Annotated in this window: 27 protein-coding genes and 1 tRNA gene; 4 read left to right on the plus strand and 24 right to left on the minus strand. The window is 69.7% G+C overall.

All coding sequences use genetic code 11. The annotated features are described in order from the left end of the window. Positions 1–22: 22 nt before the first annotated feature. From QO010_RS16560 to QO010_RS16640, 17 genes are all read right to left on the minus strand, one after another. Positions 23–1,528: an ATP-binding protein gene (locus tag QO010_RS16560; RefSeq protein ID WP_307350936.1), complete on the minus strand. Its 1,506-nt coding sequence runs from the start codon at positions 1,526–1,528 to the stop codon at positions 23–25. A 39-nt stretch (positions 1,529–1,567) separates the two neighbouring features. Beyond that, on the minus strand, positions 1,568–3,445 hold the full coding sequence (locus tag QO010_RS16565) for a potassium transporter Kup (protein ID WP_307350938.1): 1,878 nt from the start codon (positions 3,443–3,445) through the stop codon (positions 1,568–1,570). A 260-nt stretch (positions 3,446–3,705) separates the two neighbouring features. Next, complete coding sequence (locus QO010_RS16570; protein ID WP_307350939.1) at positions 3,706–4,173, minus strand: chemotaxis protein CheE; 468 nt, start codon at positions 4,171–4,173, stop codon at positions 3,706–3,708. Continuing rightward, on the minus strand, positions 4,170–4,784 hold the full coding sequence (locus tag QO010_RS16575) for a response regulator (protein WP_307350940.1): 615 nt from the start codon (positions 4,782–4,784) through the stop codon (positions 4,170–4,172). Before QO010_RS16575 ends, QO010_RS16570 begins: the two co-directional genes overlap by 4 nt. Position 4,785: 1 nt before the next feature. Continuing rightward, positions 4,786–5,178: a DUF8776 family protein gene (locus tag QO010_RS16580; RefSeq protein WP_307350942.1), complete on the minus strand. Its 393-nt coding sequence runs from the start codon at positions 5,176–5,178 to the stop codon at positions 4,786–4,788. Next, positions 5,178–5,732: a chemotaxis protein CheD gene (locus QO010_RS16585; RefSeq protein ID WP_307350945.1), complete on the minus strand. Its 555-nt coding sequence runs from the start codon at positions 5,730–5,732 to the stop codon at positions 5,178–5,180. Before QO010_RS16585 ends, QO010_RS16580 begins: the two co-directional genes overlap by 1 nt. Next, complete coding sequence (locus tag QO010_RS16590) at positions 5,729–6,118, minus strand: response regulator (RefSeq protein WP_307350947.1); 390 nt, start codon at positions 6,116–6,118, stop codon at positions 5,729–5,731. Before QO010_RS16590 ends, QO010_RS16585 begins: the two co-directional genes overlap by 4 nt. 3 nt (positions 6,119–6,121) lie before the next feature. Then, entirely contained in the window at positions 6,122–7,150 is a 1,029-nt protein-coding gene (locus QO010_RS16595; RefSeq protein WP_307350949.1) for a protein-glutamate methylesterase/protein-glutamine glutaminase, read from the minus strand. After that, the gene (locus tag QO010_RS16600) at positions 7,147–8,031 is read right to left on the minus strand and encodes a CheR family methyltransferase (protein ID WP_307350951.1); all 885 of its coding nucleotides are present in this window, start codon (positions 8,029–8,031) and stop codon (positions 7,147–7,149) included. The genes QO010_RS16595 and QO010_RS16600 overlap by 4 nt, the downstream gene beginning before the upstream one ends. Beyond that, positions 8,028–8,495: a chemotaxis protein CheW gene (locus QO010_RS16605; RefSeq protein ID WP_307351257.1), complete on the minus strand. Its 468-nt coding sequence runs from the start codon at positions 8,493–8,495 to the stop codon at positions 8,028–8,030. The genes QO010_RS16600 and QO010_RS16605 overlap by 4 nt, the downstream gene beginning before the upstream one ends. A 28-nt stretch (positions 8,496–8,523) precedes the next feature. After that, entirely contained in the window at positions 8,524–10,770 is a 2,247-nt protein-coding gene (locus QO010_RS16610; RefSeq protein ID WP_307350953.1) for a chemotaxis protein CheA, read from the minus strand. 18 nt (positions 10,771–10,788) lie between these two features. Continuing rightward, positions 10,789–11,154, minus strand: coding sequence for a response regulator (locus QO010_RS16615; RefSeq protein WP_307350955.1), 366 nt, complete (start codon positions 11,152–11,154; stop codon positions 10,789–10,791). A 5-nt stretch (positions 11,155–11,159) separates the two neighbouring features. Next, on the minus strand, positions 11,160–11,441 hold the full coding sequence (locus QO010_RS16620) for an STAS domain-containing protein (RefSeq protein WP_307350957.1): 282 nt from the start codon (positions 11,439–11,441) through the stop codon (positions 11,160–11,162). A gap of 2 nt (positions 11,442–11,443) precedes the next feature. Then, a complete protein-coding gene (locus QO010_RS16625) occupies positions 11,444–13,141 on the minus strand; it encodes a methyl-accepting chemotaxis protein (RefSeq protein ID WP_307350958.1) in 1,698 nt (565 codons plus the stop codon). Between the two features lie 202 nt (positions 13,142–13,343). Next, the gene (locus QO010_RS16630) at positions 13,344–14,357 is read right to left on the minus strand and encodes a helix-turn-helix domain-containing protein (RefSeq protein WP_307350959.1); all 1,014 of its coding nucleotides are present in this window, start codon (positions 14,355–14,357) and stop codon (positions 13,344–13,346) included. A gap of 127 nt (positions 14,358–14,484) precedes the next feature. Then, a complete protein-coding gene (locus tag QO010_RS16635; protein WP_307350961.1) occupies positions 14,485–14,760 on the minus strand; it encodes a DUF167 family protein in 276 nt (91 codons plus the stop codon). A gap of 5 nt (positions 14,761–14,765) precedes the next feature. Continuing rightward, a complete protein-coding gene (locus QO010_RS16640) occupies positions 14,766–15,083 on the minus strand; it encodes a YggT family protein (protein ID WP_307350963.1) in 318 nt (105 codons plus the stop codon). A 123-nt stretch (positions 15,084–15,206) separates the two neighbouring features. Between QO010_RS16640 and QO010_RS16645 the strand changes: the two genes are divergently transcribed. Continuing rightward, positions 15,207–15,282, plus strand: a tRNA-Ala gene (locus QO010_RS16645). A gap of 137 nt (positions 15,283–15,419) precedes the next feature. After that, positions 15,420–16,322, plus strand: a complete 903-nt coding sequence (locus tag QO010_RS16650) for an FkbM family methyltransferase (protein ID WP_307350965.1) — start codon at positions 15,420–15,422, stop codon at positions 16,320–16,322. Positions 16,323–16,674: 352 nt separating this feature from the next. On the opposite strand, the gene QO010_RS16655 is transcribed toward QO010_RS16650, so the two are convergent. The 4 genes from QO010_RS16655 to QO010_RS16670 form a co-directional block, all read right to left on the minus strand. Further along, the gene (locus QO010_RS16655) at positions 16,675–17,622 is read right to left on the minus strand and encodes a sulfotransferase domain-containing protein (RefSeq protein ID WP_307350967.1); all 948 of its coding nucleotides are present in this window, start codon (positions 17,620–17,622) and stop codon (positions 16,675–16,677) included. 212 nt (positions 17,623–17,834) lie between these two features. Then, positions 17,835–18,776: an ATP-grasp domain-containing protein gene (locus QO010_RS16660; RefSeq protein ID WP_307350969.1), complete on the minus strand. Its 942-nt coding sequence runs from the start codon at positions 18,774–18,776 to the stop codon at positions 17,835–17,837. Further along, entirely contained in the window at positions 18,769–19,665 is an 897-nt protein-coding gene (locus QO010_RS16665; protein WP_307350971.1) for an iron-containing redox enzyme family protein, read from the minus strand. Before QO010_RS16665 ends, QO010_RS16660 begins: the two co-directional genes overlap by 8 nt. 127 nt (positions 19,666–19,792) lie before the next feature. Then, a complete protein-coding gene (locus QO010_RS16670; RefSeq protein ID WP_307350973.1) occupies positions 19,793–20,710 on the minus strand; it encodes a methyltransferase in 918 nt (305 codons plus the stop codon). A 171-nt stretch (positions 20,711–20,881) separates the two neighbouring features. Between QO010_RS16670 and QO010_RS16675 the strand changes: the two genes are divergently transcribed. Continuing rightward, on the plus strand, positions 20,882–21,238 hold the full coding sequence (locus QO010_RS16675; protein ID WP_307350975.1) for a hypothetical protein: 357 nt from the start codon (positions 20,882–20,884) through the stop codon (positions 21,236–21,238). A gap of 144 nt (positions 21,239–21,382) precedes the next feature. Here the strand turns inward: QO010_RS16675 and QO010_RS16680 are convergent, their stop codons facing one another. Together QO010_RS16680 and polA are read right to left on the minus strand one after the other, a co-directional pair. Then, on the minus strand, positions 21,383–21,925 hold the full coding sequence (locus tag QO010_RS16680; RefSeq protein WP_307350977.1) for a type II toxin-antitoxin system RatA family toxin: 543 nt from the start codon (positions 21,923–21,925) through the stop codon (positions 21,383–21,385). 11 nt (positions 21,926–21,936) lie between these two features. Beyond that, positions 21,937–24,783 carry a DNA polymerase I gene (gene polA, locus QO010_RS16685; protein ID WP_307350978.1) on the minus strand — a complete coding sequence of 949 codons (2,847 nt, stop codon included), beginning with the start codon at positions 24,781–24,783 and terminating at the stop codon, positions 21,937–21,939. A gap of 86 nt (positions 24,784–24,869) precedes the next feature. Here polA and QO010_RS16690 point away from each other — a divergent pair, with 86 nt between their 5' ends. After that, the gene (locus QO010_RS16690; RefSeq protein ID WP_307350980.1) at positions 24,870–25,553 is read left to right on the plus strand and encodes an energy transducer TonB; all 684 of its coding nucleotides are present in this window, start codon (positions 24,870–24,872) and stop codon (positions 25,551–25,553) included. Here the strand turns inward: QO010_RS16690 and QO010_RS16695 are convergent. Then, positions 25,550–25,852, minus strand: a complete 303-nt coding sequence (locus QO010_RS16695; protein ID WP_307350982.1) for a DUF2277 domain-containing protein — start codon at positions 25,850–25,852, stop codon at positions 25,550–25,552. The genes QO010_RS16690 and QO010_RS16695 overlap by 4 nt on opposite strands. Between the last annotated feature and the right edge of the window lie 19 nt (positions 25,853–25,871).

Below are 25,871 nucleotides of genomic sequence, written 5' to 3' on the forward strand. Positions count from 1 at the left end.
CACCTCCTCATAACATGTGTCGTCACAGCATATGCCCGGGCGTCTCGATCTCCTTCTTCAGGCTGATCAGGATGCGGGTCCCCCGGCCATCCTGGATGGGGCTGGCGGCGGCGATGCGGCCGCCCATGGCTTCGACGAAGCCCTTGGCGATGGCCAGGCCCAGGCCGGCGCCCTTGCCGCGGTCCGACGGCTCCTCGAGACGCCGGAAGCGCTCGAACACCTGCTCCAGCTCGCCGGTCGGGATGCCGCGGCCCTGATCCTCGACGGAAATGACGACGTTGCCCCGGTCCTCATGGGCCGCCGTCTCGATCGCCGCCCCGGCCCGGCTGTAGGCGATGGCGTTCTCCAGGATGTTGACCAGGGCCTGTTCGAGCAGCGCCGCGTCGCAGCGGACCAGCGACAGTTCGGCCGGGAAGTCCGTGCCCAGCGTGCGGCCGTCCAGCCGGGGCGTGACCCGGGCGGCGGCGGCGGCCAGCACCTCGCGCACATCGGTCCAGTCGCGGCGGGCGACCAGGGCGCCGCCCTCGAGCCGGGTCATGTCCAGCAGGTCGCCGACATAGCGGCTGAGCCGCTCGGCCTCCTCGCGGATCGATAGCAAGAGGTCGTTGCGCACCGCCGGCCGGATGGATTTGCCGAGGTCAATGAGGGTGGTCGCCGCCCCCAGCACCGTCGACAGCGGGGTCCTCAGGTCATGGCTGACCGAGTTCAGCAGGGCCGAGCGCAGGCGGTCGGACCGGTGCAGCGCCGCGCCGTCGGCCGCCTGGGCGGCCAGCCTGGCCCGCTCCAAAGCCACGCCGCCCTGGTCGAGCAGGGCGGCGACCAGCGGCGCGTCGGTTTGCGCCCCAACCCGCGTGACATCGACCCCGGCCACCCCGACCCGTTCCGCCAGGGGATAGAGCCGCCAGGCGCCGGACTCCGCCGGCTGCCCCCCGGCCAGCACCCGTTCCGCCTGGGCCAGGTCCTCGGGCTCCAGTCCGGCCTCGACGGGCGAGCGGGCGACGATCTCCAGGCCGGCCGCGCCCGGCAGCAGCACCACGGCCTGGCCGCCGGTCCCCAGCGCCAGATGCTCGGCCAGCACCTCGGCGGCCTCGCAACGATCGGCGGCGGCCGAGAAGCGGCGGCTGGCGGCCAGCAGGGCGGCGACCGTGTCGGCCTGGCTGGAAACGGCGCGGCTCTGGTCGCGGATACGGCCCGACAGCCCGCCCGTCGCCACCGCCACGGCGAAGAAGACCGCGAAGGTCAGGCCGTCTCCGGCATGGCCGATCACCAGGGTCATCCGCGGCTCGAGGAACAGCAGGTCGTAGGTCAGGGCGGCCAGGGCGGCGGCCGACAGGGCCGGCCACAGGCCAAACGACAGGCCCGCCGCCAGCACGGCCAGCATGAAGACCATGGCCAGGTCGGCGTTTTCGACCGCCCCGTCGATCCCCGAGGCCACCAGCGCCGCCAGCCCGACCAGGGCCGCGCCGCCCAGATGCGCCGGGGCCGCGGCCAGAAATCGCGCGAACGGATGGGGCGAGGCGGCGCTCATGGCCGCCAGGGTGACCGAGGCTTGGGGCCGCGTCGAGGGTCAGACACTGACCTGCGTCCCCAGCTCGACCACCCGGCCCGGCGGGATCTGGAAGAAGTCCATCGGATCGGCGGCGTTGCGGTTCAGCCAGATATAGAGGCTGTCCATGCCGGCCGGCAGCAGCGACTTGCGGGCGTGGACGATGGTGCGGCGGCCGATGAAGTAGGAGGTGGTCATCGGGTCGGTGGCCACGCCGCAGGGCTTCAGCCGGGCCAGGGCCCTGGGCACATTGGGCCGTTCCATGAAGCCATAGGTCAGGATGACGCCCACGAAGTCGTCGGTGATCCGGCGGACCTGCGCCCGTTCCGCCTCCGTCACGCGCGGTTCTGCGGCGGTGCGGATACTGACGATCAGGTTGCGCTCATGCAGGACGCGGTTGTGCTTGAGATTGTGCAGCAGGGCGCCTGGGACGCGGTCGGGGTCGGCGCTGAGGAAGACCGCCGTCCCCGCCGCCCGATGGGTCGAACGGCCGGCAAGGCTGGTCGCCGCCGTCGCCAGGTCGGGCAGGTCGTCGCGGCTCTTGCGGCGGATCAGCTGCGAGCCGCGCGACCAGGTCAGCATCACGAAGACCAGCACCGCCCCGATGAGCAGCGGCACGAACCCGCCCGACAGCAGCTTCAGGGCGTTGGCGCCCAGGAAGACGGTGTCGATGGCCAGCATCGGTCCGATCACCGCCGCCGCCAGCAGCCAGGGCCAGCGCCATTTGCGGGTGGCGACGATGAAGGCCAGCAGGGTGGTGACCACCATGGTCCCGGTCACCGCCAGGCCATAGGCGTGGGCGAGCGCGCTGGAGGTCTTGAAGATGGCGACCAGCAGGATCACCCCGACCGCCAGCAGCAGGGTGACCTGCGGGATATAGATCTCCCCGGCCTGGGTCTCCGAGGTGCGGCGCACGGTCAGGCGCGGCAGATAGCCCAGCTGCATGGCCTGGTTGGTCAGGCTGTAGGCGCCGGTGATCACCGCCTGGCTGGCGATGACCGTGGCCATGGTGGCCAGGATGACCATGGGCGCGCGGGCCACGACCGGGATCATCTGGAAGAACCAGTCGGCGGTGACCACGGGGCCGGCGGCCAGCCGGTCGAGCACGAAGGCGCCCTGGCCCAGATAGTTGACCGCCAGGGCCGGCAGCACCAGGAACAGCCAGGCGGCCTGGATCGGCCAGCGCCCGAAATGCCCCATGTCGGCGAACAGCGCCTCGGCCCCGGTGACGGTCAGGAAGACCGAGCCCAGCACGAAGAGGCCGATCATCCCATGACTGCTCAGAAAGCCGATGGCGTGCTGCGGGCCCAGCGCCGCCAGTATGCCCGGCTGGGCGATGATGTGCGGCAGGCCGAAACCGGCGATGGCCAGGAACCAGACCAGGCAGATGGGCCCAAACCAGCGGCCGACCTTGCCGGTTCCGCGCGACTGCACCAGGAACAGGCCGGCCAGCACGGCCAGGCTGGCGGCGACCACCACCCCCTCGGTGATGCGGCTGGCCAGGCTGGGAACGGTGCGCAGGCCCTCGATGGCCGACAGCACCGAGATGGCCGGGGTGATCAGGGCGTCGCCATAGAACAGGGCCGCCCCGATGACGCTGAGCCCCAGGATCAGCGGCGTGCGCCGGCCCACCGCCGCCTCGGCCAGGGCCGCCAGCGACAGCACCCCGCCCTCGCCGCGATTGTCGGCCCGCATCAGGAAGAGGACGTATTTGACGGTGACCACCAGGATCAGCGCCCACAGGGCCAGGGATACGACCCCCATCACCGCCTCGGCGCGGATGGTCCCGGCCTGGCCCAGCGCCTCGCGAAAGGCGTAGAGCGGAGACGTGCCGATATCGCCGAACACCACCCCGACGCTGCCCAGCGCCAGGGGCCAAAACCGTTCGTTCGTCGACATGGAGGGGTCCTGAAATCCTTTGATGAGGACTCCAGGGTCGCGCCGACGGGCCTCAAGCCTCCAGACGGAAGCGGGGGTCGGGGCATAAGGATGGCGTAAAGACTCACACTCAATACCGCTCATCCCCGCGAAAGCGGGGACCCAGGCTTTTTGCTGTTGAGGGCGGTTCTGACAGGTCCGGGCGGCTGAAAGTCCGCTACGAAAAACACCTGGGTCCCCGCTTTCGCGGGGATGAGCGGAGGTGGGGGCGGATTGTAAACCTAGCCCTGAGTCCGCCGGCGGCTGACCTTGCGCAGGCCTTCCAGCACCACCTCGCGGCCGGTCGGGCCCAGCTTCTCGCCCTGGCGGCGCAGCAGCATCAGGGCGTCCAGATGCACCCGCACCGAGGGCCAGTCGGTGACGCCGGCCTCCTGGCAGCCGTCGACCAGGTCGCAGAGGCTGACCGAGGCCTCGGCCAGGCCGCTGTCGGGCGTGAAGCCGGCCAGGTCGATGATGGCGCAGCTCTTGATGTAGAGGACTTCGAGATCGGCGTCGGGCGCGGGCACGTCGGGGCCATAGGCGGCCATCATGCCATCCAGCAACTCGTCCAGCGCCGCCAGGCCTTGCTCACGCAGCTCGGCGACCGAGGCTTCCGAGGCTTTGATGGCGTCCTTCACCATCTTGCCGCCGCGGCCGAACATCTGCTGGGCCAGCCGGTTGGGGACCTTGAACTTGCGGACCAGGCTCATAGGTTCACCTTCGATGGCTTCATCATCGCGTCGATCTCTTCCTGCGACATGTTCGGGGCGGCGGCGTCGCCGACTTCCGCGCCCAGATCGTCGCTGCGGCGGCCCTCCATGCCGGCTGGCGGTCCCTCACGTTTGAAGCGGCGGTCGGGACCGATATAGGCGCCGCAGTCGATGAACATCCGCTGGTCGCGGGCGATGAAGAACAGCCGCTCGAGCACCACCTTGGGCGTGATCGGCTTGGTGATGGTGAAGCTTGCGCCGCAGTCGCGGGCCTTGAACAGCTGGCCCATCCGGACGTGGCCGCTGATGATCAGGGCCGGGATGAAGCGGTTGGGTTCGCCCGCCTCGTGGCGCAGCCAATGGATCAGTTCATACCCGTCCATATCGGGCATCTGGCCGTCGGTGATCAGGATGTCGAACGGCTGGCGGCCCAGCAGTTCCTTGGCCTCGACCGCCGAATCGCAACGGGTGATCGATTTGGGACCGAAGCCCTGGACCACCTGGGCCAGGATATCCAGCGCCTGGGGATTGTCGTCGACCAGCAGGAAGCTGGTCTTGTCCAGGCTGAACCGCGTCCCGGAATTCATCGGGTGCTGGCCTGAACCGAACATCTCAGAAGGCTTCGAAATCGCCGGAGTCGGCGGCCTGGCCGGGCGCGAACCCGACGTCGCCCGCCCCGATGCGCAGCACCAGGTCGCCCAGGCCGATGCCGGCGATCAGCTCGGCCACGTCCAGGCTGGCGCCATCGGGGGCGGCGTCGGCGGCGCGCTGGAGCATGCGCTCCAGCCCGTGCAGCATCTGGCTGAGCAGGTCGAGCCGCTGCAGGTCGGCGGCGGCGTCGGGCCGGTCCTGGGCCAGGGCCAGGAGGTCGCTGACATGGTGCTGGCACTCGTCGGTCAGGGCCGCGGCATGGGCCAGGGTCGTGGCCATGCGGCTGAGCGCCGTGCCCAGCGGCAGGACATCGTCGAAGGACTTGCGGGCCAAATTCTGGTGCTGAGCCGACATCAAAACAGCTCCAGGTCGCCGCCGTCGGCCGCCGCGGGGGCGGGGATCGGGGCGCGGGCGGGCTTCTGCTCGACTTCCTGGACCGAGACCAGACGTTGTCGGACACGGCCGGACACCGGCCAGAATTCCAGCCGGCGGGCGGCGTCTCCACCCAGGCTCTCGCCCAGCAGCGGAATGCCTTCGTCGGCCAGGAATTTGCGGGCGAAGCGGGCGTTGGCCGCGCCGATGTCGGAAAGGCCGCCCAGCATGCGGGCGCCGCCGAACAGCTTGGCTTCCAGGCGGTTGCGGCTGGCGCCCCGCGCCATCAGGCCGTTGATCAGCACTTCCATGGCATAGGCGCCATAGCGGATCATCTCGCCGTCGGCCTGGCCCTCGGTGCGGCTCTCGCCCAGCAGGAAGTGGTTCATGCCGCCAATGCCCGCCAGCGGATCGCGCAGGCAGGCGGCCACGCAGCTGCCCAGCACCGTCGACAGCACGACGTTGCCGTCGTCCGTGACGAAGTGGCCGCCCTGGATCACATGCACCTTGCGGAAAGCGGACTCGGCAGACGTCATGTAAGGGCCCCGAAGACCTGCTCGATCTTCTGGCGCAGAACGGCCACGGTGAACGGCTTGACCAGGTAGTTGTTGACCCCGAACTGCGCCGCCCGCTTGACCAGCTCGCTGTCGGCCCGGCCGGTCAGCATGATGAAGGCGGTGGACTTGATCGGCGGGTGGCTGCGCACGGCGCGCAGCAGGCCCAGCCCGTCGAGCTTGGGCATGTTGTAGTCTGAGATGATCAGGTTGGACGGGCGCTGGACCAGGATGCGCAGGGCCTCCTCGCCGTCGGGCGCCTCGCTGATCTCGCGGAAGCCGAGCTGTTGCAGACCGTTGCGCACGAGGGCGCGGATGGTCATCTGATCGTCGACGACGAGCACGCTGATGGAACTGGCGGCGGGCATCGCTTAGGCCCTCCCCTTGCACAGGTCTAGGATGGCGTCGCCCATGGCGCCCAGGCTGGCCTGGCGCTCAACCGCGCCGATCTCGAAGGCCACCTTGGGCATACCATAGACCACACAGCTGTCGGCGTCCTGGCCCAGGGTATGACCCCCGGCCTCACGCATGGCTTTGAGGCCCTCGGCCCCGTCGCGGCCCATCCCGGTGAGGATGGCGCCGACGCCTCGCGCGCCGGCGGCCTGGGCCACGGAATTGAACAGCACGTCCACCGAAGGCCGGTGGCCGTTGACCGGGTCGCTGGCCGTCAGCTTGCAGCGCAGCGTGCCCGAACCGGTGACGCTCAGATGCGCGGCCCCGCCGGGCGCCAGCCAGACCTTGCCCGGCTCCAGCACGGCCCCGTCATGCGCCTCGGCCACCTGGGCGTCGGTGGCGCGGTCCAGGCGGGCGGCGAAGCTGGCGGTGAAGGTTGCGGGCATGTGCTGGGTGATGACGGTCGGCGGGCAGTTGGCCGGGAAGCGGGCGATCACCGTCAGCAGGGCCTCGACCCCGCCGGTGGAAGAGCCGATCGCCACCACATGGCCGTTGGACTTGAAGGTCTCCGGCGCGCGGCGGCCGGCATTGGAGGGCATGTGCGCGCGCACCCGGGCCCGGGCGGCGGCCTTGACCTTGGCGGCCAGTTCGCTGAGGCCGGCCGAGCCCTCGTCCAGGCGGGTCGGCTTGGCGACGCAGTCGACGGCCCCGATTTCCAGGGCCCGCAGAGTCTCCTCGGCGCCGGCCTGGGTCAGGGTCGAGACCATGACCACGGGCATGGGCCGCAGTCGCATGATCCGTTCCAGGAACTCCAGCCCGCTCATGTTGGGCATCTCGATGTCCAGGGTGATGACATCGGGATTGAGCGCCTTGATGGCCTCGCGCGCTTCCAGCGGATCGCCGGCCGAGCCGATGACCTCGATGTCCGGATCACGCCGCAGGGTGGCGGTGATCAAGCCGCGCATGGTGGCCGAATCGTCGACGATCAGCACACGGATCTTGCTCATGCCAGCACTCCCGGCACGCGCCAGGCGGTGAGGCCGTCACTGATGAAGGGGCTGCCCTCGTAGCCGACCCGCTCGGAGTGGCCGACATAGAGCCGGGCCCCCGGGTTGAGGATCGGGGCGAAACGCTTCCAGACCCGCTCCTGGGTGGCGTCGTCGAAATAGATCACCACGTTGCGGCAGAAGATGGCGTCGAACCGGCCCTTCATCGGCCAGTCGCCGATCAGGTTGAGGGGCTGGACCCGGACCAGGTCGCGGACCTCCTGGGCCAGGCGCCACAGATGGCGGGCCTCGGGATCGCGTTCCAGCCAGCGCGACCGCATGGCGGCGGGAATGGCCTCGATCAGGTCTTCGGAATAGGTCGCGTTGCGGGCGGCGGCGACCATGTTGGGGTCGATGTCGGTGGCCAGGATCCGCACGTCCAGACGCCCGGCGTCCGGCAGGGTTTCCAGCAGGGTCAGGGCCATCGAATAGGGTTCCTGCCCGGAGGAGCAGGCGGCCGACCACAGGCGCAGCCGGCGACCGGCCCGCACGGCGGGGGCGAGAGGCTGCAGCACCTGGCTTTTCAGCAGGTCGAAGTGATGGGGTTCGCGGAAGAAGCGGGTGACGTTGGTGGTCAGGGCCGCCATCATCGCCTGGCGCTCGGCCAGCTGATCGGGCGCTTCGACCATGTCGCAATACTCGCGGAAGGTCGCCAAGCCCAGCGTGCGCAGACGCTTGGCCAGCCGGCTGTAGACCAGCGTCGCCTTGCCTTCGGGCAGGGTGATGCCGGCCTCGCCGTAGAGCAGGGAGGCAATCCGCTGGAAGTCGTGGCCGGTGAAGGCGAACTCGCCCTCGACCAGCTTCGTCTCGTCCGCGCTGCGATAGACGCGCGCCGTGCTCATGCGGCCAGCGCCTCCTGTTCGGGCAGCACGCGCTCCAGGGCGACCTGGCTGATCATCCGTCCTTCGATGGAGATCAGGCCGCGCACGAAGCTGCGCACGCTGGCGCAGGCGACGTCGGGGGTCGGCTGGATCATGCCGGGATTGATGGTCAGGATGTCGGAGACCGCGTCGACCAGCAGGCCGATCAGGCGCTCGCCTTCCTTGATGACGATGATGACGCTGCGGGCCGAGGGCTCGATGGCCGGCAGGCCCAGCCGCTGGGCCAGGTCCATGATCGGCAGCACCGCGCCGCGCAGATTGATTACCCCGCGCATATAGGCCGGGGTCTGGGGCAGGGGCGTGGCCGGGGCCCAGCCGCGGATTTCCCGCACCGACATGATGTCGACGCAGAATTCCTGGTCGGAGATGTGGAAGGAGATCAGTTCGATCTGATCGCCGGTGGCGGTGTTGTCATAAGCGGTCATTGGGGCGTTCATGGCGCTGGTCATGGGTTCATTCCGCCGCGATGAGTGCGGGATCGGGGGCGCGGCCGCCCTGGCGGCGCATGGCCACCACGGCGTCGGGATCGAGGATCAGGGCGACGCGGCCGTCGCCCAGGATGGTGGCGGCGGCGATGCCCTCCACCTGGCGATAGTTGGACTCCAGGCTCTTGATCACCACCTGGCGCTGGCCCTGGATGCCGTCGGCGACCAGGGCGGCCCGGCCGCCGTCTTCATTCTCGATCAGCAGCACCACGCCGTCGGCGGCGTTGAGCGGCGCGGCCCGGAAACCCAGCACATAGCCGATGTCGATCAGCGGCACGAAGCCGCCACGCACCGCCAGCACCGCGCCGGAGGGACCCAGGTTGCGGATCTCCTCGGCCTTGGGCTTGAGGCTTTCGACAATGGCGGTCAGCGGGCAGACCAGGGTCTGGCCGGCGACGTCGATGACCATGCCGTCCAGCACCGCCAGGGTCAGGGGCAGGCTGAGGGTGAAGGTCGAGCCCTGGCCCGGCCGCGAGGCGATCGAGATGCGCCCGCCCAGGGCCTGGATCGAGCGGCGGACCACGTCCATGCCCACGCCCCGGCCCGAAACGTCGGACACCTTGGCGGCGGTGGAGAAGCCCGGCAGGAAGATCAGGTTGTCGATCTCGTCGTCGGTCAGCTGGCTGTCGGGACCGATCAGCTCGCGGCTGATGGCGATGGCCTTGACCCGTTCGCGGTTGATGCCGGCCCCGTCGTCGGAAACCTCGATGACGATGCGGCCGCCGCGATGCATGGCGGCCAGCTTGACCACGCCCTCGGCCGGCTTGCCGGCGGCGACGCGGACGTCGGGCGCTTCAAGACCGTGGTCGATGGCGTTGCGGATCATGTGGGTGATCGGGTCGCTCAGGCGCTCGATCACCGTCTTGTCGACCTCGGTGGCCTCGCCGTCGGTGACCAGCCGGACCTGCTTGCCGGTCATCGAAGCGGTTTCGCGGACCAGGCGCGGCATGCGCTGGAACACCGACTTCACCGGCTGGGCCCGGATGGCCATGACGCTTTCCTGGATCTCCCGGGTCAGCTGCTCCAGGTCGTCCAGGCCGGTGGCGACGCTGGACGAGGGGGCCAGGCCGCATTCGACCACCCGCTGGGCCAGCATGGCCTGGTTGATGACCAGCTCGCCGACCAGGTCGATCAGCTTGTCGATGCGTTCGGGGTCGACCCGGATGGTTGCCTGGGCCGCGAAGCCCTGGTTCGACTCGGCCGCCTTGGGAGCGGCGGCGGCGGCGGGCGCGGCCGGCGCGGCGGCAACCGCCCCGGCAGCCGCCGGCAGCGCATCCATCTCGGGGATGGGAGCCTCGGCCGCGGCCTTGGCCAGGATGGCGGCGATGTCGGGCATGGCGGGAGCCTCGGCGAGGTCATCGCCATCGGGGTCGTGAAGATCGTGCAGATCGTCCGTGAACGGCCGGATGATCAGGTCGCAGTCCGCCTCCACGAAGTCGAACACCTCGCGGATGGTCGTCTCGTCGGCGTCGGTGGTCAGGCGGGCGGTCCAGGAGAGGTAGGCGCCCTCGGCGTCCAGGTCTTCCAGGGCCGGCAGGCGGCTGTCGTCCAGGGTGACGGTCAGCAGGCCCAGCCGCTCCAGCTCGCGCAGGAAGAGGGCCGGTTCGTTGGCGTTGCGGTAGAGACTGGCGTGGGGCGTGAAGACGATTTCCCACTCGGCGTCGGCTGGCTCGTCCGCGACCGGAGCGTCATCGGGCAGCGCCACAGCCATCGGCGTGAAGCCGAATTCGTCGCCCCCAAGATCGCCAAGCTCATCGCCGCCGATGGCGATCGGCTGGGGCGTGAAGTCGGGGAAGTCGCCCTCGTCATCGGCCGGCGCGGCCAGGCCGTCGGGGTCGGTCAGGGCGGTCAGCTCGGCGGCCATGGCGGCCGTACGCCCCTCGTCGACCAGGTCGCCGCTCTGGGCGGCGTTGACATGGTCGGCCAGGATGTCGGCGGCCCGCAGCAGGTCGGCGGCCAGGCTCTGGGTGGCCGGCACCTTGTTGGAGCGCACCGCGTCCATCAGGGTCTCGAAGACGTGGGCGAAGCGGACCAGGGCCTCGAAGCCGAACGCGCCGGCCCCGCCCTTGATCGAATGCACCGCGCGGAAGACCGCGTTCACGGTCTCCGCATCGCCCGAGCCGGCCTCCATGGCCAGCAGGCCATTCTCCAGGTCGGCGAGCAGCTCCTCGCATTCCTGGAAAAAGGTGCCTTTGATGATCTCGAGTTCGTCCACGGATAATCCGCCTTTAAATCAGGCCGCGACGCGGCGGATGGCCTGGACCAGCTTTTCAGGATTGAACGGCTTGACGATCCAGCCGGTGGCCCCCGCGTCGCGGGCCCGGGCCTTCTTGTCCGGATCGCTCTCGGTGGTCAGCACCAGGATCGGCGTGCCGCGGTTGTCGGCGTCGTCCCGCACCGCCTCGATGAAGCCGAAGCCGTCGAGGTTGGGCATGTTGATGTCGGTGATGATGACATCGGGCCGTTCGCCGGCCAGCACGGCCAGGCCGTCGAGGCCGTCTACCGCCTCGACCACCCGGAAGCCGGCGCCGACCAGGGCCAGGCGCAGCATGTCGCGCATGGTCCTCGAGTCATCGACGGTCAAAATCGTCTGGATCATCCTCGTTACGCTCCGGTCAGGAAGGATTGCGACTCGGCGATGCCGAGCAGTTTCAGGCCGGCCCTAAGGTCCGGCGAAGGGTCGACAAGGCTCAGGGGCTGGCCATCGGCCTGCCACTGGCGTTCGGCGGACAGCAGGACCTGCAGGCCCAGGGCGCCCAAGCGCCGGACGGCCGAGCCGTCCAGGGTCGCGGGGGCGCCGCGGGCGGCGGCCAGCTGGTCGCGCAGCGACTGGGCCGAGCGCATGTCCAGGGTCTCGGGCAGGGCGATGGTCTGGGTTTCGCTCATGCTCAGAATTCTTCCCATTCATCGGCCAGCCCCTGGGCCGAGCCGCCGATCGCCTTGCGGCCGGGCGGATTGACGAAGGCGTTCAGCCGCTCGCGGGCGGTCAGCACCGGCGGCGGCGCGACGGGGCCGCGCGGCTGGTCGGGGTTCACCTGGGTGATGGCGGGGGTGCGGGGCGCGGGGATGGCGGCGCGCGGCGCGGGACGCGGGGCGGCCGGCGGGTTCGCCCGGCCGGTGTTGGCCCGATCAGTGTTGGAATGGCTGAAGGTCGGCTGCTGGCGGGGGGCCCGCTGGGTTCCCACCGCGACGCCGGTGTTGAAGCGCTGGAGCAGCTGGGCCAGATCCCCGGCCTCCTCCTGCAGGGCGTGGGCGGCGGCGGTCGACTGCTCGACCATGGCGGCGTTCTGCTGCACCACCTGGTCCATCTGGTTGACGGCGGAGTTGACCTGGCCAAGCCCGGTGGCCTGTTCCTGGGCCGAGGCGGCGATTTCGCTGACCACGGCGTTGATCTCGGCGACCTGGGTGACGATCTTGCCCAGCGCCGCCCCGGTCTCGCCGACCAGCGACACCCCGGCGCCGACCTGGCGGGTCGAGGCCGAGATCAGGGCCTTGATTTCCTTGGCCGCGTCGGCCGAGCGCTGCGCCAGGGCGCGGACTTCCGAGGCCACGACGGCGAAGCCGCGGCCGGCGTCGCCGGCCCGGGCCGCTTCCACCCCGGCGTTCAGGGCCAGCAGATTGGTCTGGAAGGCGATCTCGTCGATCACCCCGATGATGCGGCTGATCTGGTTGGACGAGCCTTCGATCTCGCTCATGGCGTCGATAGCCTTGCGGACCACCTCGCCGGAATGCTCGGCGGCGGTCTTGGCCGAGCCGACCACGGCCCGGGCCTGTTCGGCGCCCTCGGCGGTGCGGCGGACCGTGGCGGTGATCTGGTCCAGGGCCGCGGCGGTCTCTTCCAGCGAAGCGGCCTGCTGTTCGGTGCGGCGGGAAAGGTCGTCGGCGGCGGCGTTGATGTCGGCCGAGCCGGCGCGCAGACCCCCGGTGGCGGCCGCCACCTGGCCCAGCAGCGACTGCAGCTCGCCCATGGCGGCGTTGAAGTCCTCGCGCAGCTTCTCATGGGCCGGCGGGAAGGCGGTGGAGATGCGATAGGTCAGGTCGCCGGCCGACAGCCGGTCCAGCCCCTGGGCCAGGCCGTCGACGACCCGGCGCTGTTCGTCCTGCAGGCGCTGACGGTCCTGATCGTTCTGGGCGCGGCCGGCCTCGTCGCGGGCGCGGCTGTCGGCCAGGGCGGCCTCGACCTCCTGGCGCTTGGCCAGGCTGGCCTGCAGCGCCAGGGTGGCCCGGGCCAGGCGGCCGGCGTCATCCTTCTGTTCGGTATGGGAAATGGGGCCGTCGAGATCGCCGGCGGCCATCCGCTCCAGGCGCGAGGCCACCGCATGCAGCGGTCCGGCGATCGCCCCGGCCAGGCCGAAGCCGAACACCACCGACAGCACCACCGCGCCGCTGGCGAAATAGAACAGGGTGTGGGCCGAGCTCTGCAGGGCGGCCAGGTCGGCCGAGCCGGCGACCTTGGCCGCTTTGTCCAGGCCGATCATCAAGAGGCCGCTGAGCGCGGCGGTGGTCGCGCCCAGGCCGATCATCACCAGGGTGATGAGGCTGAGCTTTCCCTTGATCGGGGTGTCCTGAAAATACCAACGCAGCATCTGCTAGCCCAAACTCCCCGCCGACGTCCCGCAATCGCGGCCCTGCATGTCAGTAGGGGTCGCTTAGTTAACGGCCTGTTGTCAGAGGCCCCCCAAGCAGCCCCCTGCGTCAAAATTCCTCACGGGGATCGGCCGTCGGGGCGCTGTTCCCCGAAATGAGGATACGGGCTTGGCGATAGCGGGTGGAACCGGGCGCGGCGGCTCAGGCGCCGGCGGCGCGGGGGTCCAGTCCGTCCCGCACCAGGGCGGCGAGGTAGTGAGCCAGGTTGGCGTAGTTGCGCTCCAGCGCCGCGACCATGGCCGGCTGGGCCAGGACCGTGCGGGAGACCACGATGCCGGCGGGCTCGCGCGTGCAGCGGCCGTCCTCGATCAGCTTCTGCACATAGCGGCGGGTGGTTTCGTAGGGCAAATCCAGGGACTGGGCCAGGGCATAGACGCTGATCGGCCGGCGCAGCTCGTCCGGCGGGATGTCATTGATGCTGGCGTACTGCAGCGACAGATTGAGGTCGGTGTTCAGGGCCTGGACGTTGGCCTGGATGATGCCCAGGAAGACGATCCCCCGCACCAGATCGCCATCGGCGGCGTCGGCCAGCAGCTCGGCGGTGCGCAGGTAGAAGCTGTTGGTGGTGCGGGCGATGCGCCGCAGGGTGTTGGCCTGGGGCGGCCCGCTCACCGTGGCCAGGTGCGGCTTGCGGCCCGTCGTCGGCCGCGGTCCCAGCAGGTCCGGATAGGCCCCGACCTTGACCAGAATCTCCACGAACCGCCTCAGGCTGGCATGGAACTGCACGCTGGCCAGCCGCACCGGCGGGGCCTCCATGGCCGCCATCGGCACGATCACGCCGCGCTCGACCCGCAGGGCCTGGCCGCTGTCGATCAGCTTGGCGACATAGCGGCGAGTGGTCTCGTAGGGCAGGCGCAGGGACTGGGCCAGGGCATAGACGCTGACCGGATCGCGCAGGCTGTCGGGCGGCGGGGTCTCGGAACTGGCATAGGCCTGGGACAGTTCCGGGTCGGCGCTGAGCCGCCGGACATTGGCCTCGACGATGCCCAGCCAGACCAGGCCCTTGATCAGATCGCCGTCCATCAGGCCGGACAGCAGGTTGGTGATCCGCAGGAAGAAGTCGGAGGTGATCCGCAGGGTCGCGCGCTGCACGTCCAGGCTGCCGGCCAGAGCGCTGGATTGGCCGGTGACAATGTCCTGGGCGGCGCTGTTCACGGCGGAACGATCTCCTGGCATTCGAGACGCCACATTACCGACCGCCGCGCGGCTGAACATGGGACCCATGGCCGCATGGAAAACCCGGTCGCGGAGGCCAGCCTTGACCTGAATCAAGCCGTCCCGATCAGGGTTGACCAAGCGCGGCGGCCAGGGCCGCCTCATCCAGGCCCTCGATATCCAGCATCTTCAGCCTCGCCCCGGCCCCAGCGGCCAGGGTGACCGCCGAACGGGGGCGGCCCAGGGTCTTGGCGATGAGGGCGATCAGGGCCGCGTTGGCCGCCCCATCGACCGGGGGCGCCGCGACCCGGACCTTCAGATAGGCCCGGCCGGCGTCGTCCCGCGCCCAGCCCACAATCTGGTCACGCCCGCCCTTGGGGGTCAGGCGGACGGCCAGGCGCACAGGGGTCAGCGGCTCAGCAGTTGAGCCAGGGCGCCGATGCCGCCGGGCAGCAGATAGCGCCGCACGCCTTCGAGGATCAGGAAGGCGACCAGGAAGCTCAGGTCCACCCCGCCCAGCTTGGGCATGAACCGCTGGATGGGCCGAACCATGGGCCGGGTGATCGCCTCGAGAAAATTGACGATCTGGAAGGCGACGGGGCTGTTCAGCCGGATGACCTCGAAGGCCACCAGCCAGCTGATCACCGCATAGACCACCATGCAGACGACCAGGAACAGCAGCAGGCCATCCAGGACGTGGTAGACGAATCCGAGAATGAAGTTCATGGCCGGCTCCCGCTTTGGCCCGTTCTACCGGCCGCCGGGCGCCGGTGACAAGCGGTCCGCCCTGTTCGCCCGCCTTGACAGTTTGGGGCCTCACGCCTTATCTCGCGCCTCCCTCCCTGGGAGGGGGCCGTAGCTCAGTTGGTAGAGCGCCTCGTTCGCAATGAGGAGGTCAGGGGTTCGACTCCCCTCGGCTCCACCAGGGACTTCTGAAGGTCCCTGGCCCGGCTCGGTCCGCCTCCGCCGCCCGCGGGGCAATCACCACTTTATTTGTCCGCGCCCCGACATTCCCGCGCCCGCTCCGCCCCACCTGCGCTACCCTCCCCGCCAAGAGGGACCATGGCCAAGAATATCGGGCAGGCGGAAGTCGATCGGTCCAACTGGCGGGGGCTCAAGCCGTTGCTGCGGGCTGCGTTGATGGTCCCGGGGGTCGGGGCCCTGATGCGGCGCGTCCTGCCGGCCGGCATGGCCGGAAGGATGCCGGTCGCCGCGCCCCAGGCCGTCTTCCGGGGCGAGGGCGATGTGGCGGTGATCCTGCTCGATCCGCGCGACTGCCAGGTGGCGGCCGAGCTGCATCGGCATGGCGGCCGGTTCGAGAGTCCGGCCGACCAACTGGTGATGCGGTTCGTGCAGGCCATCGCCCGGGAGACGGCGGTCTTCCTCGACATCGGCGCCTATACCGGGATCTTCGCCCTGTTGGCGGCCAGGGCCAATCCGGCCCTCAAGGCGGTGGCCTATGAGATCTTCCCGCCGACCCACCGCCTGCTGGTCCGCAACATCGCCGCCAACGGCCTCACCGCCCAGGTCGAGGCCCGGCTGCTGGGGCTGGCCGATGCGGTGGGCGAGATGACCATGCCCGGGCGTCTGAACACCGCCAGCCTGCCCTCGTCCCTGTCGCTGACCTCGCGGTTCGCGGGCGACATCACCGTCCCCCTCGACACCCTGGACCGGCAGACGGCGGGCCTGGCCGGGCCCATCGTGGTGAAGATCGATGTCGAGGGCCATGAGCCGGCGGTGCTGGCCGGCGGCATGACCTTCCTGGCCCGGCATCATCCCGACATCATCGCCGAGGTGCTGCCCGGCGAGGGCGCCGACTTGCAGGCGGCGCTGGCCCCGCTGGGCTATGGCTTCTGGCACTTTACCGCCGAGGGGCTGGTGCGGCGGGCGGTGCTGGCCGGGGTGCGGGCCGAGCGGGACTGGCTGTTCACCCGCCGCGCCGACCCCAACAGCCTGCTGGCCTAGAGCATTTCCCGCCTGGGATGGATCAGCCCTCCATGGCTGCCGGATTCACGCTTTCTGGGGCAGGAGTGTTCGATCATCCGCCGAGCCAGCCGCCTCGGTGATCCTTCTCCCCTCGCGGGAGAAGGTGGCCTCCGAGGGAAGTCGGATGAGGGGGCCCATCCACCTGTCGGGTTAGCTTTGAGGCCCGCAGCGTCAGATCGCCGTGCGCCCCCTCATCCGTCAGCTTCGCTGACACCTTCTCCCGCGAGGGGAGAAGGAACGCTCAGCCGGCTTAACCCGACACGTGAATGATGCTCCTAGTGGGGAGTGCGTTTGATGAGCGGACCTTGATTCAAACTCTCCGGGAAACGCGCTAGTCCCCCGCAACGGCCGGATCGCCCGCCACCAGGCGGCCATGCTCCAGCCAATGGGCCAGTCCCGGCGACAGCTCGGCGGCGACCCGCTGGTGATAGAGGGCCAGGTCCTCCGCCGTCAGCTCGCCCTGCCAGCGGCCGTTGGTGCCCTTGTTGAGGAAGGTCTTGTGACCGCCCTCGAAGGCGACGTCGCTGCCCATCATCAGCGTGGCGCCGTCCCGCTGCATGGCGCTGAAGTCGGCGGCGGCCACCAGGTCCGGCCACAGCGCCTCGTTGACGGGGATGTCCAGGAAGGCGGCCACCCGGCGCATCTCGCCGTCCAGGTCGGCCTTCATGTCGGCATAGTGCAGCAGCAGCACATTGGCCCGGCCCCGCTCGGCCCAGAACGACCGCTCGATCTCGAAGAAGCCGTCGGCCATCAGTTCGGCCTGGCGCGTGCCGCCGGGCTCGATCCAATGGTGGAAGAATTCCCGCACCGTGCGCGGCGGCCGGGGCCAGGGCCCGGGCAGCAGCGGATCGGCCTCGCCGATGCCGTCCAGCATGCTCAGGGCGAAGGGGGTGTAGGCGCTGACATGGTTGAAGAACGACATGCAGGCGTCGCGGCCGTCCCGCGCCACATGGATGTATTTCACGTCCTCCCAGATCGGCAGGGCGCTCATCGGCAGGTGCGACTTGACGAACCGCCGGTGCGGCTGCGCCTCGAGCACCTGCAGCGCCACCGGCAGCGGCATCTGGAACCGGCAGTCGAGCCAGGGCGAGACCATCCCCAGCGGGCCCGGCTCGGGACTCTGAAAGACCAGCAGCTTGACGATCTGCTGCGTCCAGGTGGTGCCGACCTTGGGCGCGGTGGCGATGATCACGTCGCCGTCGCGGGGCGTGAACTGGTCCCAATGGGCGGAGTCGCAATACCAGTCCCGGACAGGCTTCTCGGGCGCGCGGCTGAGCATGATGGTTCCCCCGGCCGCTGAGGCGACCCTGGCGACCGAGGTTATACGAGCGGCGGGCCGGCGTCGCCCCCTCCTCCCGGTCTCCCTGGCGAAGGCCAGGGTCCATACGGAGTCTAACGGCCAACCGCTGCTTGGGCCCTGGCCTTCGCCAGGGAGACCGGGAGAATAGGGAGGGCCGCAGTATGGCGGCGGTTTGCCAAGCGACTTCGACGCTATCGGACCCCGACCAGCCGCCCCAGCGCCCGGGCCAGCATGCCCGTCGAGACCAGCTTGTCGGCCCAGCTCAGGGCGATGACCGGCCCGACATCGGTCTTGTTGACGTCGACGATGTAGATGCGCCCGCTCGGCCGGTCGCGCAGGATGTCCAGCCCGCCCCAGTCCAGGCCCATGGCCGCGCAGAACCGGGCGATCAGGGCCAGTTCCTCGGGCGAATAGACGTCCCGGGGGTCGTGGCGTTTGACGCTGAGATTGTGGATCGAGAAGCGATTGTCGCCCGGCTTCTTCTTTTCCCAGACCACGACCGGAACCCCGCCCACCGTCGGCGTGCGCAGGTCGTGGATGAAGTCGCCCTCGGCGGTGTCGACCAGCTTCTGGTAGCAGCGGCCGGGCTGGGGCGCGGTCGGGCATTGCACCACCCGGCCGTCATGGGCGCCGTTCAGCTCGCCCTTCTCGACGGCCGGCCCGACCCAGGTCTGCGGGTCCAGCGCCAGGGGATAGCCGAACACCTGCTCGAACACCGCCGCCACATGGCTCTTGGAGACGTCCCGGCAGCGGCCGTTCAGCAGGCCGTCGGCCGGCAGCCCGCCCCAGGTGGAATCGTCGAAATAGAAGCGGGCGTCGGCCTCCTGCGGGCTGCGGGCCAGGCGAAAGCCGCCCCAGGTCATGGCGGCCCGGATCAGGTACCAGGGCCGGGGCGTATCGGGTTCGAACCAGATCCTGGGGCCCGGCGGATGGCGCAGCCGCCGCCAGCCGGCGACGCTCAGCACCATCAGGTGATAGGCGAACCACAGCAGGCACTCGGCGATCAGCACGCCGTCCAGCTTGAGATCGGCCCCGGTCTTCTTCACCTGCACCCGGCCCTGCCGGAAGGTGAAGTCCGTGCGCCACTGCCCCTCCCCGACCTTAGCGGGCTGCCCGCACCCAAAGTCAGGCATGCGCCAGCCGCCAGAGCCTGTCGCGATAGGCCTCGAAACACCGCGCCCCGCAGGTCAGCCGCATCAGGGCGCCCTCGGCGATCCAGCGGGCCGCCTCCGGCCGGGCCTCGACCAGCGGCCGCAGGATCTCGCGGTTCCAGCTCTCGGAATGCTTGACGTCCAGGGTGGCGTGGACGGTGAAATAGCGCCGGGCCCGGCCGACCCCCAGGCGCTTGAGGCCCGCATCGACATGGGCGGCCCGCCAGGGGGCGGTCAGCTCGATCACCCCCAGGGCTCCGATCGACTGGTAAGCGTAGCGGCGGTTCACGGCCAGGGCGACCATGGTGTTGCCCAGCGCCAGGGCGGGCGTCAGCGTCGTCTCGATGCGGGGGGCGATATCCAGGGCCCGGGCCAGCTCGCCCAGCATCGGCCCATGCATGACCGCCGCCTTGCCCTGACCCAGCTCGTCCCAGAGATTGGCCCCCAGCTCGCGGCGGGCGGCCCCCTCGAACTTGACCTGGGTCAGGCAAAGCAGGTCGTCGAACCCGGCCTCGCCGGCCACTTCCTGGGTCAGGAACCAGCGCATCTGGGCCATGTCGGCCGTGTCGGCCAGCCAGGCGAACAGCGGGTCGTTCTGGCCGGGGCCGCTCTCCTGCAGCGCCTCGAACCAGGCGACGAAGCCGTCCGGATCGGTGGGCGCGCCCGCCGCCCGCTCGGCGACGGCGGCGCGGAAAGCCTCGACGAACTCGCCCTCGGCCAGGGTCATGGCGTGGTCGTCGGCCAGGGCAGCGCGCCAGTTGTCGTCGGGGGCGCCGATGGCCAGGCGACGGCGGTTCCAGCGCGCCAGGTCCTGATGAAATACGGCGTCGAACACCAATCGCGATTGGATGGCTAAGGGCTGCGCGGTCATTCGGCTTTCCCGGCTCTTTTCCTGCGACAGACGATGACCCTAACCCCGTGGGCCGTTCGGTTTCTAGAGCGGACTTAGATGTCCGATTTGAGACATAGGTTCCGGCCGCTCAGCGACCACCCCAACGTCATTGTTGGCGCTCGGCGACCAGGCCGACCGCTGCGATACGCTCAACCCGCCAATAGCGCGGATGGTTCAGCAAGCCGCCGAAGATGTCAGGGTCGATCTCGCGGTAGCGCAGGACCAGCCCTTTGGGGACCAGAACACGCTCCAGCCCTTCCCGCAGCCGGTCGACGCCGGCCACCACCGGCGCGCCGCTATAGAGCAGCAGCCGTCCCCCCGGGGCCAGCCGGTCCGCCGCCTCTTGCGCCCAGACCAGAGCAACCTCCATCCCCAGATCGCCGCCGCCGTCGCGATAGAGCCGCCCGCCCTTCCCGGCGAAGAAGGGCGGGTTGGCGATGATGACGTCGAACTGGCCGTCCAGCGGCGCCAGGCCCGAGCCCTGCGCCAGGGTCAGTTCCACCCCGGCGGCGGCGGCGTTGACGCGGGCCAGCTCCAGGGCGGCCGGGTTGAGGTCGCTGGCCAGGACGGTGGAGCCGGGGCGGGCCAGGGCGGCGGCGATGGCCCCCACGCCCGACCCGGTCCCGATGTCGGCGATCCTCAAGGGTCCTGGCGGCAGCTCGGCGCAGACGAAATCGGCGAACCGGTAGCTGTCGGGGCCGAAGAACACCGCGTCCCTGGCCTTGGGGGGCCAGGCGGAATGCCAGAACAGCGTCCTGTCCAGGCTGGCGACCCGCAGGGCGCTGCGCCAGTACCGCCGCCGCCGGACCAGCAGGCCCGCCGCGCCCATCGCCTCGAAGAGTTCGGGCCTGACCGTCCCCGGCCGGAACGGCAGGTTCCAGCCGAACACGTCGCGCAGATCGCCGGCCAGGCCCCGCCGCCGGACCACCCGGCGGTGGCTGTCATTGCCCGGCGTCACGAAACCGTAGCCGAGCCCCTTTAGCTGCCGCAGGAGATCGATCCGCAGGTCATCCCGCTCAGCCATGCCCGCGCCTCAGTGCCCGAAATGGGTATATAATATTGCGCAACATCGCCTGTCCGGAGTCAGTGTGGCAATCGGGACGGGACGGCTCAATCTGGGCCATCCCAATGCTGACTCGATCCTTGGCGTGCTTTAGCCGGAAAGGGGATCGATGGGATGGGATGGAACAGAGGCATGACGGCTACGGATCCCACTGAGCTGGGCCGGGCGCGGCGCGCGCGGCTGAAGCGGATGGACGCCATCCACCCCATTGTCGCCGAGATCGTCGACACCCTGCAGGCCCTGGGCGGGGCGGCCCATCGCGACCTGGTCGCCGACCAGATCGCCGTCCGGCGCAGCGGCCGCACGCTGCGGGCCAGCCCGGCCCTCAAGGCCGACGTCTTCCAGGCTTTCGACGCCCATTGCGAGACCACGCCGCTGCAGGCCACCGGCCGGCTGCTGTTCCACAAGCCGTTCGGGCCGGCCAGCCACCGCTGGGCGCTCAGCCCGGCCGCCAGCGCCTTCATCGAGAACGCGCGAAGACAACGTTGAGGTCTGGACCTACTCTCACCCGCTCATCCCCGCGAAAGCGGGGACCCAGGGGTTTTTCGTAGCGGACTTACCGCCGCCTAGACCTCCAGAATCGCCTTCAACAGCAAAAAGCCTGGGTCCCCGCTTTCGCGGGGATGAGCGGATTTATTGGGGACCTTTCCCCGCCCGCGCCAGGCTTTCCCTGCGCAACGCCTCCAGCGAACGCGGCAGGCCGCTGGCCACTGACGAACGCACCAGGCCCGCCGGCGCGGCGCCGGCCATCGCCACATGGATCTCATAGGTCACGTGCGTGCCGCCCGGGATGGCGGTCAGCCGCCATTCGCCCTCCGAGCGCTTCCAGTCGCCCCCGACCCGGTGGAAGCTGAAGCGGCTGGGCGGGGTGAGGTCGGCGCGGAAGACGTTGGTCAGCGGCTTCATCAGCGGCAGGCCCCTGATCTTCTGCTCGCGCACCTCCCAGCCGGGGCCGCGGCTGACGATCTTGCAGCTCAGCACGCCGGGCATGTAACGCGGATAGCCGGCGCAGTCGGTCAGGGCCGCCCAGACCGCCGCGGGCGGGGCGGCGATGTCGACGCTGGCGCTGGCCGCCCCGCCGTCGCCTTCGGCGCGGACGCTGACCTGCGGCGTGGCGTTGAAGTTGGCGGCGAAAGCGGGTGTGGCGACCGCGAGCAGCAGAAAGATGAGGCGCATGGGACTCTGAACTAGTGCGCCTCGTCCCAGTTGGAAGCGGCGCGGGCTTCGACCACCAAGGGAACCGACAGCGACACCGCCGGTTCCGGCGCCGCCTCCATCACCTTGCTCACCAGCCTGCAGGTGGCTTCGGCCTCCTCGGCCGGGGCCTCGAAGATCAGTTCGTCATGGACCTGCAGCAGCATGCGGGCCTTCAGCCCCGCGCGTTTGAGCGCCTCCGGCATGCGGATCATCGCCCGGCGGATGATGTCGGCGGCGGCGCCCTGCAGCGGGGCGTTGATCGCGGCCCGCTCGGCGAACTGCCGGTGGCCGACCGCCTTGGCGCGGATGTCGGGGATGTTGATCTTGCGGCCGAAGATGGTGGTGACATAGGCGTGCTCGCGCACCTGGGCCCGCATCTGGTCCATATAGGCGCGGATGCCCGGGAAGCGCTCGAAATAGGTCTTGATATAGGCCCCCGCCTCGTCCTGCGGGATCGACAGCTGGTTGGCCAGGCCAAAGGCCGAGATGCCGTAGACGATGCCGAAATTGATCGCCTTGGCCCGCCGGCGGATCTCCGAGGGCATGCCCTCGATCGGGGTGTTGAACATCTCCGAGGCGGTCATGGCGTGGATGTCCAGCCCCTCGCGGAAGGCCCGCTTGAGCTGCTCGATGTCCCCCACATGGGCCAGGAGCCGCAGCTCGATCTGGCTGTAGTCGGCGCTGATCAGCACATTGCCGGCGTCGGCGATGAAGGCCTTGCGGATCTTGCGGCCTTCCTCGGTGCGGATCGGGATGTTCTGCAGGTTGGGATCGGTCGAGGAGAGCCGCCCGGTCGTGGTCGAAGCCAGGGCATAGGAGGTGTGCACCCGGCCGGTGTCCGGCGAAATGGCCGCAACGAGGTTGTCGGTATAGGTGCCCTTGAGCTTGGAGAGCTGGCGCCAGTCGAGCAGCACCCGGGGCAGTTCATGGCCCTGGGCGGCCAGGCTCTCCAGCACGTCGGAATCGGTGGCCCACTGGCCGGTGGCGGTCTTCTTGCCGCCGGTCAGGGCCATTTCGCCAAACAGCACGTCGCCAATCTGCTTGGGACTGCCCAGGTTGAAGGGGTGGCCGACCAGGGCCTGGGCCTTGGCCTCGAAATCGGCCATGCGCATCGAGAACTCGTTCGACAGGTTGCGCAGGAAGATCGGGTCGACCTTGACCCCGGCATTCTCCATCGCCGCCAGCACCGGCGGCAGCGGCCTTTCCAGGGTCTCGTAGACGGTCAGCAGCCCCTCGCGGGCCAAGCGCGGACGCAAGCGGTTGTAGAGGCGCAGGGTGACGTCGGCGTCCTCGGCGGCGTACTCGGTCGCCTTGCCCAGCTCCACATGCTTGAAGCTGACCTGGCCCTTGCCCGAGCCCGCCACCTGCTTGAACGGGATGGGCTGGTGGCCCAGCCACAGGGCCGACAGCTCGTCCATGCCGTGGCCATGCATGCCGGCCTCCAGCACATAGCTGATCAGCATGGTGTCCTCGATGGGCGCCACGTCGATGCCGTAGCGGCTGAGGACGGCGATGTCGTATTTGGCGTTCTGCGCGACCTTCAGGACCGTGGGGTCCTCCAGCATCGGCTTGAGGATGGCGATCACCTGATCCAGCGGAATCTGCACCAGGTCGGCGGCTTCCTCGAGCTGCAGCCCTTCCTTCTCGCAGTGACCGACCGGGATGTAGCAGGCCTCGCCCGGCGAGATGGCCAGGGAGACGCCGCAGAGCCCCGCCGTGGCTGAACCCAGCGCATCGGTCTCGGTGTCGAAGGCGATGGTCCCGGCCTCGTAGCAACGCGCCACCCAGCTTTCGAGGGTGGTGGCGTCGCGCACGCAGACATAGCCGCTGACGTCGATGGCGCTTTCAGGAACCTCGGCCGGGGCGGGCCGGGGCGTGGAGGGAATCGCGCCGCTGCTGCTGGCGCCCGCCTCGCCGATCCGGCGGGCCAGGCTGCGCAGCTCGTAGGTCTCCAGGAACGCCCCCAGCACCGCCTTGTCCGGCTCGCGCACCGCCAGGTCGTCGATGGGTTCGGGCAGGGGCGTGTCGCAGTCCAGCTGCACCAGGGCCCGCGACAGGCGGATCTGGTCGGCGAAGTCGATCAGGGTCTGGCGGCGCTTGTCCTGCTTGATCTCGCCGGCCCGGGCCAGCAGGGTGTCGAGGTCGCCATACTCGTTGATCAGGGCCGAGGCGGTCTTGACCCCGATGCCCGGGGCGCCCGGCACGTTGTCGACAGAATCACCGCACAGGGCCTGGACGTCGACCACCCGCTCGGGGCCGACCCCGAACTTCTCGATCACCTGCTCGCGGCCGATGCGCAGGTTCTTCATGGTGTCGAGCATCGACACATTCGGCCCGACCAGCTGCATCAGGTCCTTGTCGGAACTGACGATGACCACCTCGCCCCCGGCGTCGCGGACCTTGCAGCTATAGGCGGCGATCAGGTCGTCGGCCTCGTAGCCGGGCAGCTCGATACAGGAGACCCCGAACGCCCGCGTCGCCTCGCGCACCACGGCGAACTGCGGGATCAGGTCCTCGGGCGGCGGCGGGCGGTGGGCCTTGTACTGGTCGTAGAGCTTGTTGCGGAAGGTCTCTTCCGAATGGTCGAAGATCACCGCCAGGTGGGTCGGCGCATCGCTGTTCATGTCGCGCAGCAGCTTGAACAGCATGTTGCAGAAGCCCGACACCGCCCCGATCGGCAGGCCGTCGCTCTTGCGGGTCAGGGGCGGCAGGGCGTGATAGGCCCGGAAGATGAAGCTGGAGCCGTCGACCAGATACAGCCGCACGGCGGGCCCGTCCTGGGTCAGCGGGCGATCGGTCACAGCGAGGGGCGCTTCGGAGTCGGCGAGATCGGACATGGCCTCAAGATAGGGGCAAGCGGGCCCCAGGTCAGCCTCTTTGCAACAGGCTTTTGCCGGTTCATCCTGCCGGCGGGAGGATGACCATGCGTATCCAGACACTGATTGCGATCCCGATAGCGGTGCTGCTGGCCAGCACGGCGGGGGCCGCCACCATCACCTCCGAAAACCTGATCTGGGCGGCGGCGCCCAGCTTCGACGACATGGCGGCGGCCTGGCCGGCCAGGGGCGAGGGCCTGGCGGAGGGCTCGGCCTCCCTGCAGTGCCGCATCGTCGGGGCCGGACGCCTGACCGGTTGCGACACGCTCAGCGACCAGCCGGTCGGGCAGGGTTTCGCCCGGGCCGCCAAGACCCTGGTCGCCAAGTTCCAGCTGAAGATCGACCCCCGCGCGCTGCGCAAGGACCAGGACTATTTCGTCGTGGTCAGCTTCCGCTTCCTCAACCCCGACACCCCGCCCGGACGGGCCCGGCGGGTCAGCAATCCGCGTTGGATCTCGATGCCCGATCCTGGCCGGATCCAGGGCGTCTTCCCCAAGGCGGCGGCCGACGCCGGCGTCACCCACGGGGTCGGCGTCATCGACTGCCAGGTCGCCCCGGATGGCCATCTGACCGACTGCAAGGTCTCGCGCGAGAACCCCACGGGCGTGGGCTTCGGCGACGCCGCCCTACTGGTCGCCCCCATCATGCAGATGAACCCCTGGACCGACGACGGCCGCCCCGTCGACGGGGCGCGGGTCAAGCTGCCGGTGCAGTTCGGGCTGGCGCCTTAAGCCGGCGCCTTCACCCCGAACCGCTCGGCCGACCGGGCCCTGGCCTTCGCCGCCTCGACCTCGCGGTCGCGGGGCGGGGCCTGGGTTTCCAGGCTGTCGAGCAGGCGGCGGCCGGCCTGGAACACCTCTTCGCAGGCGGCGTCGAAGGCGGCCTTGTTGGCCTTGGACGGGGTGTTGAAGCCCGACAGCTTGCGCACGAACTGCAGCGCCGCGGCGCTGACCTCGTCGTCGGTGGCGGCCGGGTCGAAGTTGAACAGGGTCTTGATGTTGCGGCACATGATCGGGGCTCCGTCTGTCACGCCCAGAATAGCGCCGGAC

It is taken from the genome of Caulobacter ginsengisoli (assembly GCF_030814835.1).
In the GTDB taxonomy this organism is placed as follows: domain Bacteria; phylum Pseudomonadota; class Alphaproteobacteria; order Caulobacterales; family Caulobacteraceae; genus Caulobacter; species Caulobacter ginsengisoli.

Excerpts from the sequence above, each read along its gene's own strand:
- QO010_RS16615 (WP_307350955.1), bottom strand. The coding sequence starts at position 11,154 with ATGATCCAGACGATTTTGACCGTCGATGACTCGAGGACCATGCGCGAC.
- QO010_RS16580 (WP_307350942.1), bottom strand. The coding sequence starts at position 5,178 with ATGTCGGCTCAGCACCAGAATTTGGCCCGCAAGTCCTTCGACGATGTC.
- QO010_RS16620 (WP_307350957.1), bottom strand. The coding sequence starts at position 11,441 with ATGAGCGAAACCCAGACCATCGCCCTGCCCGAGACCCTGGACATGCGC.
- QO010_RS16680 (WP_307350977.1), bottom strand. The coding sequence starts at position 21,925 with ATGCGCCTCATCTTTCTGCTGCTCGCGGTCGCCACACCCGCTTTCGCC.
- polA (WP_307350978.1), bottom strand. The coding sequence starts at position 24,783 with ATGTCCGATCTCGCCGACTCCGAAGCGCCCCTCGCTGTGACCGATCGC.
- QO010_RS16690 (WP_307350980.1), top strand. The coding sequence starts at position 24,870 with ATGCGTATCCAGACACTGATTGCGATCCCGATAGCGGTGCTGCTGGCC.
- QO010_RS16575 (WP_307350940.1), bottom strand. The coding sequence starts at position 4,784 with ATGTTCGGTTCAGGCCAGCACCCGATGAATTCCGGGACGCGGTTCAGC.
- QO010_RS16560 (WP_307350936.1), bottom strand. The coding sequence starts at position 1,528 with ATGAGCGCCGCCTCGCCCCATCCGTTCGCGCGATTTCTGGCCGCGGCC.
- QO010_RS16570 (WP_307350939.1), bottom strand. The coding sequence starts at position 4,173 with ATGAGCCTGGTCCGCAAGTTCAAGGTCCCCAACCGGCTGGCCCAGCAG.
- QO010_RS16595 (WP_307350949.1), bottom strand. The coding sequence starts at position 7,150 with ATGAGCAAGATCCGTGTGCTGATCGTCGACGATTCGGCCACCATGCGC.
- QO010_RS16585 (WP_307350945.1), bottom strand. The coding sequence starts at position 5,732 with ATGACGTCTGCCGAGTCCGCTTTCCGCAAGGTGCATGTGATCCAGGGC.
- QO010_RS16660 (WP_307350969.1), bottom strand. The coding sequence starts at position 18,776 with ATGCCTGACTTTGGGTGCGGGCAGCCCGCTAAGGTCGGGGAGGGGCAG.
- QO010_RS16605 (WP_307351257.1), bottom strand. The coding sequence starts at position 8,495 with ATGACCGCTTATGACAACACCGCCACCGGCGATCAGATCGAACTGATC.
- QO010_RS16655 (WP_307350967.1), bottom strand. The coding sequence starts at position 17,622 with ATGCTCAGCCGCGCGCCCGAGAAGCCTGTCCGGGACTGGTATTGCGAC.
- QO010_RS16675 (WP_307350975.1), top strand. The coding sequence starts at position 20,882 with ATGACGGCTACGGATCCCACTGAGCTGGGCCGGGCGCGGCGCGCGCGG.
- QO010_RS16625 (WP_307350958.1), bottom strand. The coding sequence starts at position 13,141 with ATGCTGCGTTGGTATTTTCAGGACACCCCGATCAAGGGAAAGCTCAGC.
- QO010_RS16665 (WP_307350971.1), bottom strand. The coding sequence starts at position 19,665 with ATGACCGCGCAGCCCTTAGCCATCCAATCGCGATTGGTGTTCGACGCC.
- QO010_RS16650 (WP_307350965.1), top strand. The coding sequence starts at position 15,420 with ATGGCCAAGAATATCGGGCAGGCGGAAGTCGATCGGTCCAACTGGCGG.
- QO010_RS16600 (WP_307350951.1), bottom strand. The coding sequence starts at position 8,031 with ATGAGCACGGCGCGCGTCTATCGCAGCGCGGACGAGACGAAGCTGGTC.
- QO010_RS16565 (WP_307350938.1), bottom strand. The coding sequence starts at position 3,445 with ATGTCGACGAACGAACGGTTTTGGCCCCTGGCGCTGGGCAGCGTCGGG.
- QO010_RS16670 (WP_307350973.1), bottom strand. The coding sequence starts at position 20,710 with ATGGCTGAGCGGGATGACCTGCGGATCGATCTCCTGCGGCAGCTAAAG.
- QO010_RS16640 (WP_307350963.1), bottom strand. The coding sequence starts at position 15,083 with ATGAACTTCATTCTCGGATTCGTCTACCACGTCCTGGATGGCCTGCTG.
- QO010_RS16590 (WP_307350947.1), bottom strand. The coding sequence starts at position 6,118 with ATGCCCGCCGCCAGTTCCATCAGCGTGCTCGTCGTCGACGATCAGATG.